The following is a 15,723-nucleotide window of genomic DNA, read 5'->3' as shown; positions in this document are numbered from 1 at the left end:
ATCCCCCACGGATTGTTAGTTGAACCAATCGGGCGCATGCCAGCAGTTGATCTCCCACCTATCCTTTTTGTTTTACTTAAGTCTTGAGGTGGGAGTCTTTACTGCCCGTTAATGCGGGATAAACTTCTATAAAAATCTTATGTTGAAATTTAATAATAAGAACTAATTATAGAAAAAAGAGAGAGAATAACCCGAGAATATACAGCGTGTCCAAGGAAGTGAAAAAAACTTTGTACAAACGTTATACAATTCTGTTATTCTCTGATATATTAAAATAGATAAATAATAGAAATGGAGAATTGATCACATGAACTTTGAGGATTTAGTGAAGTCACGCCATTCAGCAGTTAATTTTATAAAAGAAGAAAAATTGACAGAAGATGATTTTAAGAAAATCTTTGATTTAACAAAGTTAGCACCTAGTGTATATAACTTGCAGTTGACAAACTATCTAGTCATTACAGATGAAGAGAAAAAAGAGCGCATCTTTGAATTAAGTTATCAACAATACAAAATTCATACAGCTAGTGCAGTTATTATCGTCTTGGGCAATAAAAACAGCTTTGAAGTATCAGAAGCTGAAAAAATTTACGGCCCTATGAAAATGCTAAAAATGATGGACGAGTCAGCTTATGAAATGACAATAAATAATATTAAAGAATATGGTGATAGCTTAAAAGCAAATCCGCCTGAATTGGAACTAGAATTAGTTCGAAATGCAGGGATTCACGCAACAATGTTAATGCTTAGTGCAAAACATTACGGATTTGATACATGTCCAATGCACGTTCACAATGTCGATCAATTAAGAAAAGAGTTTAATATCCCTGACTATTTACAACCAATAATGATGATTACAATTGGTAAAAGTGTCGATAAAGAACGCCCACGTGGCTACCGCAAAACAGTAGGTGAATTTGTTCAGTTTAATAGATATTAATGATGAGAAAAGAAAGACTGTTTAGGAAGTTTTATCCCGCATTAACGGGCAGTAATTTATCTGTACCGAAAGCTTCAGCGTCAGGTACAAGACTCCCATCTCAAGACTTAAGTAAAACAAAAAAGATAGGTGGGAGATCAACTGCTAGCATGCGCCCGATTGGTTCAACTAACAATCCGTGGGGGATGTGGAAAACCCCCACGGATTGAAGTTTCACTTTATACTTTCTGGACAGTCCCTAATCTCTATAAATTGTCATGGTAACATCTGTATATCGCAACCGAATATTGAACCACTTGTTAATTAAGCCAGTGAGCGACTTAATACACTCTGTCTTTTCTAGAAGAACACCTCAGCTTTATTTGGAGTGGTGGAATTGAAAGGCATTCAAGATTGCCACTGAATGCCTTTTGTCATTTTCCTTTAATAATAGGATTTACCTATATAAAATGCTCAACAAACCTTAAACAATTTACAATTTAAAATCCTTAATATCAATCTGTAATCTATGCGCTATTTTATTTAATTCAGCTATAAATGATGCCATTTCTTCCATGGATGCATTTTGCTCTTCCACGGACGCACTAACTGTTTGTACGTTCCCTAATGACTGCTCAATAATTGATGCTATCTCTTCTATCATCAACATCATATCTCTTGACCTTTTATTAATTTGTTCAACCATAATCGATACTTCTTGTGACTGTTGAGACACTTCTTCAACATCTTTTAATATCTCTTTAAAGTTATCACCAGTTTCTCTAATTAATGTGCTACCATTTTTAACAAAGACCATTCCCTTATTCATAGATTCCACAGCTCTATTCGTCTCTAACTGAGTATCTTCAACTATATTTCTTATATTTACGCCAGCACTTGCTGATTCTTCTGCCAACTTTCTGATTTCAGTTGCCACAATCGCAAAGCCCTTCCCATGTTCTCCTGCTCGAGCTGCCTCAATCGTTGCATTAAGTGCCAATAAATTCGTTTGTTTAGCTATTTGAGTGATGATCTCTACAATTTCTCCAATTTTTTTTGACTTATTTTCGAGTAATTGAATAATATCTGATGTATCTTCAGTTGCTTTATATATTTCTTTCATCTCTTGGATAGTGTTATTTACTAATAAGTTTCCTGACTTACACGTAGCTTTCGCTGAATTTGCTATATGAGTGACCACTTGAACTGAAGAGGCTGACTCATTTATTCCCTTTGTAATTTCTTTAACTGTTTTAACAATTTCAGATGAATACTTCGCTTGTCCCTCAGCACCAGAAGCAATTTCTTGAATTGAATCTGAAATTTGCTCAATTGCTTTACTATTTTCTCCTGCGATTGTATTTAATTGATCCGAGGATTCAGTTACTTGTAAAACTGTTTGATTGGACTTTTCAAGTAGCTTATTAAGGCTAGAAATCATACTATTAAAAGAGGTAGAAAGCCTACCAAATTCATCTGTTGAATCATGCTGAATTGATACAGTTAGATCACCTTCTGAGGCCTTGATTATCGCCTCTTCAACCTTATTCAATGGAATAAGTATAACAACCCTGACAAATAATAAAATGACTACAGTAGAAATAATTATTGATATACATGTATTAATATAGACGCTAAAACTTCCGTCAATAATCTGCTTGATTTGTACGTTAATATAAGCAGATATGAGTGAACTTATTAGTAAACTTAAAATCACGATAATAATCATTTTTAAAAGAATATTAACTCTAACTCTAAAAATAGTTGTTTCGGGTTTAAGCCCTTTGGAATTATCCTGAATCCTTTCCAATACCAAATTCTCCATTCTATTTTGATTTATATTTATAATTGTTAAATGAAAGACCTCGCAAAGGTGAAATCGTTCACTTTTGCGGGGTCCCTTTTAAGAATTTTTTTTAACTTTAACTAATAACTCTAAAATTTCTTTAAAAAGAAGTAATTCTTCTGAAGACATATTATCTATATTGTCAATAATATAATTTTTCACTTTATTCTCCATCAGAAATACTGCGTTTCTTAAATTTATCCTATTAACACTATCTATATTGTGAAAATTATTCAAAATTTTATCTTTTATTCCCTTATTATTTGTAGCCACCTCCATCCACTCCTTTAAAGACTCGGGCTAATAAGAACCTTCTATTAAACTTCATATAATTTATATGAATCTCTGCCACTATCTTTTGCTTGGTATAAAGCAATATCAGCTTTTTTCATTAACTCAGACTTAGTTAAACCCTCTGAATAGGGTGCCATTGCAATCCCAATGCTTGTTGTTACATTTAATGATTCTCCATTAACTTCCCATGGTTTATGAACTTTACTTTTTATTCTTTCAGCAATTTCTAGTGCATTTTCAACATTTTGAATGCTAGACAGTAGAATGACAAATTCATCTCCACCTAATCTTGCCACGGTACCATGGTCACCGATAGACTCTTTAATTCGAAGACCAAACTCCTTAATCACCAGATCCCCTATATCATGACCGTAAGTATCATTAATCCTTTTAAAATGGTCAATATCCAAAATCATAAGAGCTAAGCCATTGTTATTTTTTAAAAATTGTTCCTTAGCAATTTCGAATCGTTCTTTAAACAGAAGGCGATTGGGAAGTCCTGTTAAAGAATCATGATATGCGAAATGTTTTAGTTTGGATTCGTATTCTTTTCTTAACGTTATATCTCTCGTTAACACTACTAAATGTTGAAACTTATTTTTTTGATTAAATACAGGCTTACCAATAGATTCACACCATAGCATTTCATCATTGGCATTTTTCTGCCTAAATTCGATTGTAAAAGGTTCGTCCGATTGAATAGATTTCTCAACAATCTCCATGTACCGTCCTAAATCGTCTGAGTGAACGTTATGAATAAAATGTTTTCCAATATATTCTTTATGGTGATAGCCTAATATATTTTTATATGAGGGTGATACATAGGTAATTTCACCATTTTTATTAACAAGTGTGATTAAATCATGCGCATTTTCTGCAATAATACGAAAACGTTTTTCACTTTCTTCAAGCTTCTCTATATTCTTTGTAGCTTCTGTAATATCTTTAAAAATACCAAATAATCCGATAACTTCATTTTCCAATATTAAAGGGATTACTTTTAAATTAATTGTTAGTATATTGCCTTTTTTATCCTTCAGTAAAAATTCTCCACTTGATGTACTACCCTTTAATGCTTCATTAATAGTTTGCTGTAATAAGTTAATATCCTCAAAAATAATATCTATAAAAGACTTTCCTATTAACTCTATTATTTCGAAGCCTGTAATACTTTTAACCGCTTCATTTCCATTCGTAATAAATCCTTTTTTATCAAAGGTAAGAATAGCATCTGGGTTATGAGTAAATAACGATTGATATCTTTCATCACTTTCAGCAATTCTTTCAACCATCTCTTTCACATAAGAGAGTGCAGCCTTTTCTTTAGTAATATCTCTAACGACGGATACAATTCGTATACATGAGCCACTTCCATCAAAAATAGGGGTTAATTTAACTTGAGAATAATTCATTTCTCCAACATTTTCTTTTTTTCTATATGAATCTTCGTAAGTAAGAATTTCTCTTTTAATTAACACTTCTTGGTATTTCTTATACAAAAACTCTGCTTCCTCTTTAGGTAACACATCCCTAAAGGTTAAACCAAGGATATCTTTATTCAATCTCAAGCACTGCATGGCACTTTTATTTAAAAACTCATATCGAAAATTTTGGTCTTCCACTTTTACAACAAAAACCATATCATCTATGCCATTTATTAAAATTTCTCTAAAAGAAAATTCCATATACAATCCCCTTATACACTAACTTGTAACGATTGTTTACTAAAATATTTATAGGCAGCCTCATATATAAATAATGTATCTGGTATGCTGTTATTCTTTTTACTGTAAGAGCTTAATCTATTAATTATAGAAGATAAACGGTCTTCTAGGATTCGATTTATTTCAAAACTTAATCCATATGAGAAAACACCTCTCTCTTCTTCGTCAATCCATTTGATGGAACCAGTTAGTTCGAATATTTCCTTAAGGATTTGACATTTTACACTGAATTTCATCTGTGTATTTACTGGAAGTTTCAAAGTAGATAGAATTTTCACTCCCCCTAATCCGATATTTTCTATAAGAACTGGAGATTTACCAACGTTCACTCCTTTACCATTGACTTCCACTATCGTCATTTCTCCTTCAATTGGAAAAGGAAACTGAAAACGATAATACTTTCTCTTTTCGACTAATACTATTTTCCTATTACTCTTTTCTGCTTTTAAGTAACCTTGTTTTAAAAGTTTTTCAAAAGTTTTCACCCTAACAGGTTTAGAGTAGATATATCCTTGAATAAGATCACATTCATTTTGTTTTAAAAACTTTAACTGCTCAAATTCTTCTACACCTTCAGCTACCACTTTCATACCAAGTACCTTACTTAGGTGCATGGCCGAAGAGATAATCCCTTTTTCAACACCATCTTCATCACCAATATGTTTAATAAAGGTTTTGTCGATTTTAATTGTATTTGGTTTAAATTTACGTAATGAATCTAATGATGCATAACCTGTTCCAAAATCATCGATGGCAAAGTTTATCCCTAGTTCTTTTAATCCTTCAATTGTTTTGATAACTTTCTTATCACTTTTTAATAATGAACCTTCAGTAATTTCGAATTCTATATAGTGAGCAGGTACTTTATGCAATTCTAACTGCCGTTTCACAAATGTTAAGAGTCCCTTTTTAATAAATCGTATTGGAGGTATATTTATAGAAATCGGCCGCACTTCGTATCCTTTGTCCATCCAATCCCGTATATAAGAAAAGACCTTTTGAATTACCCAATCTGTAATGTTATTAATCATATGATTTTCTTCAGCTAGCGGTATAAATTCACCCGGTGATACCAATCCCCATTCTTTATGATTCCATCGAATTAATGCTTCAGCTCCACAAATTTTCCCATATCTAGGCTCCACTTGAGGTTGAAAATATAATTCAAATTCTTCATTAAGAATTGCTTTTCTCATATCTCGATCTAGTACATATTTTTTGTAAGAAGATATATCCGTTAGATGAGAAGAAAGTTGATAATTATTTTTCCCTTCTCTCTTCGCTTTGTAAAGTGCTGTATGGGCATTTTCTAAAAGTACTAACTTATCTTTCCCTTCTTCCGGGAAAAACGTAATACCGATACTAGTAGAAACATGCAATTCATAATTTTGTATGATAAATGGTACTTCTGTTTCACGGATAATTTTTTCAGCAAGTTTATGAATGTCTTTTTTACTGTTATAATTCTGAACAACCATAATAAAGTCATTGCTACTTAATCGTGAAAGATACACGTTATTAGGAATCATAGAACTGAATCGGTTAGCGAGCAGTTTTAACGCCTCATCACCTATTTGGTACCCTAACGAATCATTAATAATATTAAATCGATCAATATCTAAATATAAAACTGCAAATGGTTCATCTTTTTCACATAACTTATCCAAATGGTCATAAAGACTTTTTTGATTCGGTAAGTTAGTAAGTGCATCATAGTTTGAAATATAAGTGAGTTGTTCTTTCGTTTCCATTTCACTTGTTATATCTGTTATTAAACCGAAAAGATTGGTGATGTTACCGTGAACATCGATTTTTGGTACAATTTGTTCTAGTATCCATTTAGTCTTCCCATCACCATTAATGATTCGATAAACAGCTTCTACACTTTTTCCTTTTGACAAGTCTTTAATTCCTTCTTCTATAACTCCATAACAATCTGGTTGAATCATGTTGTACCACAAGTGTTTTTCTTCGTACAATCTTTTTAAAGGGATTGCTGATATTGTTTCTAATGCTTTCGAAACGTAAACAAACTTATCATCTAAAGATTCCTTCATCCATATGCCTGATGTAATATTATCAAACATATAATAAAAGTTATCTTTCACTACTGTTAATTGATTTTCTAACTCTATTTGATAAGTTTCATCTTTAATTATGCCGATGATCTTGTAAGGATGTTGCTCTTTAAAGTACACTTCTGCATGCACCTTGATATATCGAATGTCATTATTTCTTCCATGTTTAATGCGGAATTGATTAACGAAACTTTCTCCTTTTTCAATTGCAATTTGTACTTTTTGATATGCATCTTCATAATCATGAGGATGTACTAATTTAAAAGGGTCTTCCATACTGATGCAATCATCTTTATCTATGCCAAAAATATGATGGAAATGCTCCGAACAATATAGTTGGTCTTCTTCTATTAGATACTCCCAACTCCCGATTTTCGTTATTTGTTGAGCTGAGTTTAGGTGTTTTTCACTTAAGGCCAACCGATTTTTTAACTGCACTTTTTCAGTAACATTGGCTGCAATTAAGTAGACACCTTCTACTTCACCATCATGCTTTATAGGTATAAAAGTAATCACCATAAAGATAGATTGATTTGATATTGTTTTGATTTCAACTTCATGTTTTTCAGAGTTCCCTCTTAATGTATTGTAGAACGCTGATTCAAGCTTTCTATAGTTGTCCTGAGATAAAATTTTATATAAATCTTCCACATTTTGAATGTTTAAACCTAATAACGCATGAACCTTTTTGTTATCGATTGTTACAATTTCACTATCTCGTGAAAACACAATAACAATATCTGGGTGATAAAGCGCTAGAGAGGAATAATAATCTAATAACCTACTACTTTCACTATTTAAACTAATATTCATATTCTGATGAGGTTCCTTCCCTAGGAACAACTCTTTTAATTTATTACTTTTTTTTGTTTTATTCATATAAATATTATTCATACAAATTCCCCTCCCCCGGTTGATTTGTAAATAAATTGAGTGAAATAAATAAAATTAACCTTTCCACTATAAAAATAGTAAAAATAGAATAATATAATGCAAAGTACTAGTGGATTTTATAACAAATGCATCTATCACTAATACTCAAAATCTAATCTCAATTTTCGACATTAATAGATAAAAGAAGTACTTAAAACATTTTTTAATATATTATGAATTATATAATGCATTCTTATCTTTTTGATGAATTACTCGCGAAATGCAGTTTTTAACGTCTGTAATGCATCATTACATTTCTGAAATACTAACTAAAAAGCATCATTTTATTCCAAAAAGAGTAGATATTTTTTACAATAAATGATTAACACCATAAGAACGTACCACCTCTGTCATGTTTTTTCTCAGCGATCGCCACTCAATTTTCTACTTATTTACAACACATTTACCAATAGGTATTATCCCTAAAGTGCAGAATTACAATATATGGGCATTGAATGATAAAAAGCCTAATCCCTCCTATTTTTAGCGAGGAAGTAGACTTATGACCTTCCAAAAATCTGGTATATCGATCAGTGTGGATTTTTACTCAACAATTCCCGTCTTAACAATATCCACGTTAATCTCTACATCAAATTCAGCATGAGGAAACATATCTTTCCATTCTTCGTGCGTTAACTTCTTGTTTCGTATACTACTGTCGTATACCATTCCAAATCCTAATGGATCAGAATTCATTTCTTGTAGTTTCTTCATTATATTATTAACCTTTTTTTCCATTTCCTTTTCAATTAATTCCTCTAATGTCTTGAGTGATTCTGGATCTTCTAAAATCACCTCTTCTGAAACCTCTTTTATTACTGAATCGATATGAATTGTTATTTTATATTTTGGTGTAGAGGCTTCCACAAGTGTAATTTTACTATTACTTTTAATGTCATCGACCACAACAAAAATGTTTTCTTTTTTTGGTTTATTTTTAATAAATTTTTTTACGGATTCCGATGGGATACTAATCTCGGTACTTCCTGCTTTAAATCTTTCACGGATTAATTTAATATAAAACCCTTCGTCTCCTTTAAGAAAGCCCACTACTTTGTCATTGTTGAATACTACCAATCCATCAGCTTTAACACTCTTATCTTCCATAGTTACAAGAGGTAAGATGGGATCCTTCCCAGGGTCATAATAAGCCTGCAAAAACTCATGAAGAGTTGCAGAAACTAGCAGTTCCCCCTCAATATTTTGTTTTAATAAGTTGTACAAGTACGTTCCCATATCGGAGACGGGTGGTTTTGTTTCCAAAATTTCTTTGGCATTTCCTTTACTAACACATAAATATAACATTGTCCCAATTGAAGCATCTCTTGATAACGTATCTGTTATAGAAAGAACCCCTTCTTCAGCAAGTGATTCCCCCAACACCACTACCCTGAGTTGTCCACCAACAATTTTGTTACTCGTTTCTAAATTGGAAGATTGTCGGGATGTTTTACTTGTATTCCCAGGACTACTTACAACTTGGAAGGCATTTTTTTCCTCAGGTTGGAATTGGTTAAGTACGGCGGTCGCTCGCACTTCTTCTTTATCAAGATCATATCCAATAACGGTGGCTAACCCAAGTTTTTCCAAATTGTATTGTTCTAAACAAGCTGTTAATACGAGTGTCATCATAAGGAAAATAACTGAAATGATTGTTTTTTTCATGCAAAGCACCCTAATAGGTTAATTTTGTAATGATTTTTTTATTCGAACCGCAATGTAGAGGATGATTGGATACACATAACAAACATATAACCCAATCATACCAACATAATCAATAAACATATTGATATGGAGTCTTTTGTTGAAAAATATGAATACAACTAGGGACAATAACAGAAATACATATAATGCATACGATTGTCTATAACCGAAACTTATTTTAATTCCTTTAGAAGCAGCCCACATATATAATAAAAGGTTGGGAATAATGATAATCATCCATACAGGAATAGCAATATACTCAAATCGTTCAATAAATGGAAGCTTCACTATTTTAAACATAGAAATCGTAGCCCAAATAGTTCGTTCTAGCTGCTCTCCACTAAAATAACCTATCGCTATGACTGTGAGAATTACTAATATAACAATAGAAGCAATGACTCCTAATATCGCAAACCTTACTGCTTTTTCTTTCTCTTTAACAAATGGATAAATAAAATAAAGAAGTTCAAATCCTAACAGACTATATGAAGTCTTTATCATCCCTTTATATAACTCAGTGGAGGTTAATTCAAACATTGGGAATAGATAGTGCCATTCAGCAAATTTTAATGGTTCAGCAAAAAAGATAAATAACATCCAGATCGCAGAGAGAAATGCAAGAAAACAAACACCAACAATAGGACGGAATCCACTGCGAACCCCTTTTCCCGTTAGAATAATTAGAAAGGCACCTATTAGCCAACTTGGCATTTTCTCAAACATCCACGCCTGAACAATTTCTATATAACCAAGGCAAATCGATAAAAATACAGAAAATAAGTAAAGGACAATTAAGAGATTTACAAACTTACCAAGCCATTTTCCATATATATCTAAATGAATATCAAATAGTGTGTGGTTTTCGTATTCGCTTAAAGTTTTTCCGATAATCCATACAATCAAACAAGTTATTACTCCAGAAAGTATAATGACAATCCACGCATCTTGTTGGACTTCCTTATATAAAACTCGCTGAATTCCAGCAACTCCAATACCCATCTGTGCGGTATGGACAACAAAAAGAACTAGAAACGCATTGATGGTATTCTGTTTCTTCATCTCCATGTTCACATTCATAGTAATTACCCTTTACTCGTCTATGTCTTTTCTTTGTTTCGCATTTGTTCTAGAATATCGAATTATATCAATTGGTCTATTGGTTTCTGGTCTTTTGCCTGCATATTGTGGGGGAACACGAAATAAAGAATCTTTCCAATCAGAAAATCGAAATGGATAGATAGGTACTAAATATGGTGTTCCAAAACTCGTTAACTTTAATAGGTGAATTATGATGTACAAAAGGCCAAATATTAATCCAATACCACCCCATAATCCAGCAAGTATAATAAGTGGAAAGCGAACGATGCGAATCACAGCACCCATCATATAACTTGGAGCTGTAAACGTACCTAATGCACTAAGTGCAATAATGATAATTAATATGTTACTTGTAAACCCTGCATCTACAGCTGCTTGTCCAATAACAATACCACCAACGATCCCCATTGTTTGCCCAACTTTCGTAGGAAGTCTCGCTCCAGATTCCCGAAGTAACTCAAGAATAAACTCAAGAATGAGCGCTTCTAACACTGGCGGGAAAGGAACACTTGCCCTTGATTGACCTAAAGACAACAAAAGGGGGGATGGGATTATCTCGTAATGATAGGTTAGTGCAGCTACGTAAGCTGGTGTAAGAAGAAGTGATAACATCATGGCTATAAACCGAACTATTCTCAAAAAAGAACCAATATTCCAACGAGTATATACATCATCTGTCGTTTCGAAAAAATTTAGAAATGAACTGGGAGCAATAATAACACTGGGACTTCGATCAACAAATATAGCAATTTTCCCTTTGCCTAACATGTAACATACACGGTCTGGCAGCTCAGTTGTTAACGCTTGTGGGAACAATGAAAGTGAATTATCATCTAATAGTTGAGCTAGTACATTACTATCTATTGGATCATCTATTTTTAAATCTTGGATCCTCTGTTTCATCGTTGCTATGTTATCCTCGTTCGCAATATCCTTTATATATACAATCCGTACTTCTGTACTATTTCTTTCACCAACAAGAAATTTTTCAGTACATAGATTTCGATCTGTTATATTTTTTCGCAACAACGCTATATTTGTACTTATAGATTCAGAAAACGTAATACTTGGTCCAAAAATCATTGATTCATTTTCAGAAGCACTTAAAGGTCTTTCCACTAGCTTTGAAAGTGAAATAAGCATACACTTTGTTTCGTTTTCCATAAGGAGACATACTGCACCAGTATTTATAGCATCCACGGTTTGAAGAAGTTCAGATGAATAGCTTATTTTTTTAGTCAGAATCAATGGTTCTAGCTCTTCATATTTTAAAACCTTCATTTGATCTAAGTTTAGAAGAAGCATGGAAAACTCTTGATGATTAATCATATTATCCAAATATAAGAAAACAGCGCCCTTTTTATCTCTTTCAACGTGTTTAATGATTAAATCGGGGCTATTATTCGTATAATGCGTAATCCCCTTCGTCCATTCTTGCACATCAATTGGCTTTTCTATTTCATCCATTTTCTCATTACCCATGCAGCAAATCACCTTTTGTTGAAGTATATTCTTTTTAGCATCCTAACCAAATTCTAGGTAGGGTAAACATGTGAGGAAAGGATGTGAAATAAATTCCCACACCAATTTACCTATTTATGAAACTTTTGTTTTTCACAAAGTATCTGTGATAGATGAACAGTCTATTATATATGACAAGAAAAAAGGCCAATTTGTAATGCATTCGCATCACAAATTGACCTTTTAAAGTTGATAAAAGTTTATTCTGTCACAAACTTCTATCTCTAATATAAATTTAAAGGTAACGTAATCTTAAATGTACTGCCTACATTTACTTTGCTGCTTACTGTTAAACTTCCGCCTAATTCGTGGATGATTTGTTTCGAAAGACTTAATCCAATTCCACTTCCTTCTACAGTAGGATTATTTGACGGCGATCTATAGAATGGTTTAAAGATATCTTCTAACTCTTTTTCTTCAATTCCTTTTCCTGTATCATGAAATTCAATAGTTAATATACTTTCTTTCACATTTGTTGAGATTCGCACATTCCCATTGTCTTTATTATATTTTATTGCATTCGTTAACAAATTGGTTACTACTTGCTTCAACCTTTTTAAATCTGAATATATATATAAATCGGTATTATTCATTAAGACCTCAAAATCTACTGAAACTCTCTTACTTTTTGCAAAAAAAGCCGCATCTAATATGCAATCTTCAATCAGTGCATTAATATCCACCTTTCTCAAATTAAAGGTTAAGCTGACATTATCATACCGAACAAAATCTAACATATCATTTATCATATTTTTTAATTGATTACTCGCCCTTAACATTTTCTCAAGTTGCTTAATTTGATTATTCGATAAATAACTATTTGGCGTAGTGAGCAGTAATTCGTTATACCCGATAATTGAATTTAGTGGCGTCCGTAATTCATGACTCATTAGCAATAGAAAATTCGTTTTGGCTTTATTTGCTTTATCTGCACGCTCTTTTTCAATCAATAATTGTTGATTAGTAGCAACTAACGCTTTATTTGTTTCTTTTAAATTGGCAATTAGAAACACACGTTCAAGAGATGTAGCTACTTGCTTACAAATGTCGCATATTAATTCAACCTCATCTGTTGAAAACGTAGACCTTTTACTTGAACCAAAGGATAAAGTCCCTATTAGCTTTCCGTGAGCAAATAATGGGTGACAAATATAGGCCTTTATATTCCAACCCTTAATTAGTTGAACTTTAGGGTCATCGGATTTATCAACGTGTTCTGCTATAATCTTTTTCTGTGTTTTTGCAACTGTTCCGCAAACTGCCTCTCCAAATTGGAGGATTTCTATACTTTCTGCAATTTCTTTTGATATCCCATGATAGTTCATTAACTTAATCTGGTTATTTGAAGAATCTAGTATATAATTAAAATAAAAGTCAACATCTAACAAAGATGATAGTCTTTCAAATAGAGAATCAAGTATTTTTTTAGGTTCATTAAATTGCATAATTTCTTTTGATATTTCCGTTAAAATAGTAAGTCGTTGATTATTTTCTTCAATAATATCAAAAACTTGCACATGCTTTGTATTGTCTTTGAGAAGAATAATGAAGTTCTCACTAGTAAGATAAACTTTCACTTCAATAGTTGATTGATTATTAAATTGAATTTCAAATGAAGAAGCAGTACCCATGTTATAATCTATTTCATTTATAATTCTTTTGAGTAAAGGATGAAAAGTAGCATATGGGTCTGCTTGCTCAATGTTATCCTGAGTTGAGGCATATATTGTTTTAAGTAACTGATATATTGCGCAGTTACATATATTAGATTCTCTAATTTGTAACGTTTCACGATCGACGATAAAATAACACTTATTTAGCGGTTTAACTTCTTTTACTTGAAATTCTATCGTATTTATCAAAGTTATCATCCCATCACTTAGCAATAATTAGTTGCCTGAAATTTTTTCTTCTAGCTCTTTTATTTTCAATTTGGAGACATGAGCTGCTTTTTCTAATCCATCAAAATAAGCTAAAAATGTTTCGTAATCCTGAACGATAGATGAGATTTTATTTATATTTACAATATTAGATCTATGTGCAACAAAAAAATTACTATCTAACCTCTTACTTAATTCGGTTAGATTCTCATTTGTTTCAATCGTTCGACCACTTAAATGGATGATGCACTTTTTCCCTTGTTTTTCAACGAAATAAATATCATCCATGGGAATCAAATGTAAGACGCCATTAGTTTTGATTTTTAATTTCTTCGTACCTTGGTAATTTTTTTCATTAGTCTGGTATGCTAAACTACTCTTCACCTTTTCTAGAGCTTGATATAACCGTGCACTATCAATGGGCTTCACAATATAATCAACCGCAGACTCCGCAAAAGCTTCCACTGCAAATTCATCGTAACCTGTGATAAATATTACTTTTATATCCGGTTTAACTTTTTTGCACTTTTTAACAGCCTCCATACCATTTAATTTAGGCATGTTGATGTCGGCAATTATTAACTTCGGATCATATATAGTCACTTGATGAATTAATTCTTCACCATCAGTACAAGTTGCAATCACATCAAAACTAGGGTGCCTTTCAATAAACGCTTCAATAATTTCTAAAGAATCTGGATGATCTTCAGCTACAATTATTTTAATTCGTTCCAAAAAGGGACACCTCACTACACTAGTTTCTTAGTTCTCTTCATTTTCTCGAGAAAAATAATAAGTGTACTCTTCATGTCGAATACACTTATCTATTAATCACGCAAAGTTTTTTAAATCTTATTATTATCTTTTCACAAATTCTTCATACAATCTATATAAATCATTTAACTATATTCACAAGATTTAACAGGTAATAAACAAATATCTTTATAGGAAAAATAAGCAACATTACCAAACTTAATCAATTTTACTTATTTTGTCTAATAATGATTTCACATTTCACGCCAATATATAGACTTTTCAAACTTAGATATCGGTACTCCAGGACAAAATTAGAACATTTCGGTAATTAAATTAAAATTTTGTTAATAACCTGTTCATCGACTTAAAAATGAAATAAAAAACACGTATTCCATAAATCCTATAATTAAACTACTTGGTAGCATTAATATAGAAAAAGAATTCGTGTAAATTAATTTTAACATATCTAAATACATTACAAAATACAAAGTATGGATTAATAATAACTATACGTCCTATTCTACACTATCCAAGTAAGCCCGTACTCTCCAATTGAACTCTCACACTTATGTTAATACTTGCGTGGGGATAAAGCGCAAGCCATTCTTCATAATCCATAAGTTTATTATGGAGTTTTTTGGTCCTATATTTAAGACCAAAACCAATTGGATCCACACCCTCTCATTTTGAAGTTTTTTTATTAACTTCATTAACTTTTCATCTATATCTTTTTCTACAATTGGATCATTATCCTCCAATTTACTGTTCTCTAGCTTTACTTTTGATTCACTAATAATTTCCACAATTTAATGCAGAAAGGCTTTTTTGTATTGTCCATTAGATATATGCGTATATTCTGACCCTAGAATCCTACTAATTCGTTCCTATTTCCTTTTCATATTTAATTTACCTTCTCGATTAAGTAATTCATCAACAGTTAGAAGAGGGCGTCCGAAAATGAACACCCCCT

Annotated in this window: 11 protein-coding genes; 1 reads left to right on the top strand and 10 read right to left on the bottom strand. The window is 32.0% G+C overall.

Going from position 1 to position 15,723, the window contains the following annotated elements:
* Window positions 1–307 precede the first annotated feature (307 nt).
* Window positions 308–940 (top strand): nitroreductase family protein, encoded by a 633-nt coding sequence (locus tag EK386_RS16835; RefSeq protein WP_126660342.1) that lies wholly within the window; start codon window positions 308–310, stop codon window positions 938–940.
* Window positions 941–1,412: 472 nt separating this feature from the next.
* On the opposite strand, the gene EK386_RS16825 is transcribed toward EK386_RS16835, so the two are convergent.
* The 10 genes from EK386_RS16825 to EK386_RS20670 form a co-directional block, all read right to left on the bottom strand.
* Window positions 1,413–2,729 carry a methyl-accepting chemotaxis protein gene (locus tag EK386_RS16825; protein WP_158674458.1) on the bottom strand — a complete coding sequence of 439 codons (1,317 nt, stop codon included), beginning with the start codon at window positions 2,727–2,729 and terminating at the stop codon, window positions 1,413–1,415.
* Window positions 2,730–2,822: 93 nt separating this feature from the next.
* Window positions 2,823–3,038, bottom strand: a complete 216-nt coding sequence (locus EK386_RS16820; protein ID WP_126660339.1) for a hypothetical protein — start codon at window positions 3,036–3,038, stop codon at window positions 2,823–2,825.
* Between the two features lie 44 nt (window positions 3,039–3,082).
* Window positions 3,083–4,744: a sensor domain-containing diguanylate cyclase gene (locus EK386_RS16815; protein ID WP_126660338.1), complete on the bottom strand. Its 1,662-nt coding sequence runs from the start codon at window positions 4,742–4,744 to the stop codon at window positions 3,083–3,085.
* An 11-nt stretch (window positions 4,745–4,755) separates the two neighbouring features.
* On the bottom strand, window positions 4,756–7,755 hold the full coding sequence (locus tag EK386_RS16810) for an EAL domain-containing protein (RefSeq protein WP_126660337.1): 3,000 nt from the start codon (window positions 7,753–7,755) through the stop codon (window positions 4,756–4,758).
* Between the two features lie 582 nt (window positions 7,756–8,337).
* Entirely contained in the window at window positions 8,338–9,459 is a 1,122-nt protein-coding gene (locus EK386_RS16805; protein WP_126660336.1) for a Ger(x)C family spore germination protein, read from the bottom strand.
* 18 nt (window positions 9,460–9,477) lie between these two features.
* On the bottom strand, window positions 9,478–10,575 hold the full coding sequence (locus EK386_RS16800; protein ID WP_126660335.1) for a GerAB/ArcD/ProY family transporter: 1,098 nt from the start codon (window positions 10,573–10,575) through the stop codon (window positions 9,478–9,480).
* 12 nt (window positions 10,576–10,587) lie between these two features.
* Window positions 10,588–12,078, bottom strand: coding sequence for a spore germination protein (locus EK386_RS16795; protein ID WP_246027707.1), 1,491 nt, complete (start codon window positions 12,076–12,078; stop codon window positions 10,588–10,590).
* A 263-nt stretch (window positions 12,079–12,341) separates the two neighbouring features.
* A complete protein-coding gene (locus EK386_RS16790) occupies window positions 12,342–13,979 on the bottom strand; it encodes a GAF domain-containing sensor histidine kinase (protein ID WP_158674457.1) in 1,638 nt (545 codons plus the stop codon).
* Window positions 13,980–14,006: 27 nt separating this feature from the next.
* Window positions 14,007–14,732 carry a LytR/AlgR family response regulator transcription factor gene (locus tag EK386_RS16785; RefSeq protein ID WP_126660333.1) on the bottom strand — a complete coding sequence of 242 codons (726 nt, stop codon included), beginning with the start codon at window positions 14,730–14,732 and terminating at the stop codon, window positions 14,007–14,009.
* A 546-nt stretch (window positions 14,733–15,278) separates the two neighbouring features.
* Window positions 15,279–15,428, bottom strand: a complete 150-nt coding sequence (locus EK386_RS20670; protein ID WP_369333528.1) for a Ger(x)C family spore germination C-terminal domain-containing protein — start codon at window positions 15,426–15,428, stop codon at window positions 15,279–15,281.
* Window positions 15,429–15,723 lie beyond the last annotated feature (295 nt).

It is taken from the genome of Lysinibacillus antri (assembly GCF_003977595.1).
GTDB lineage: Bacteria > Bacillota > Bacilli > Bacillales_A > Planococcaceae > Ureibacillus > Ureibacillus antri.
This window is presented reverse-complemented; position numbering and strand designations above follow the sequence as displayed.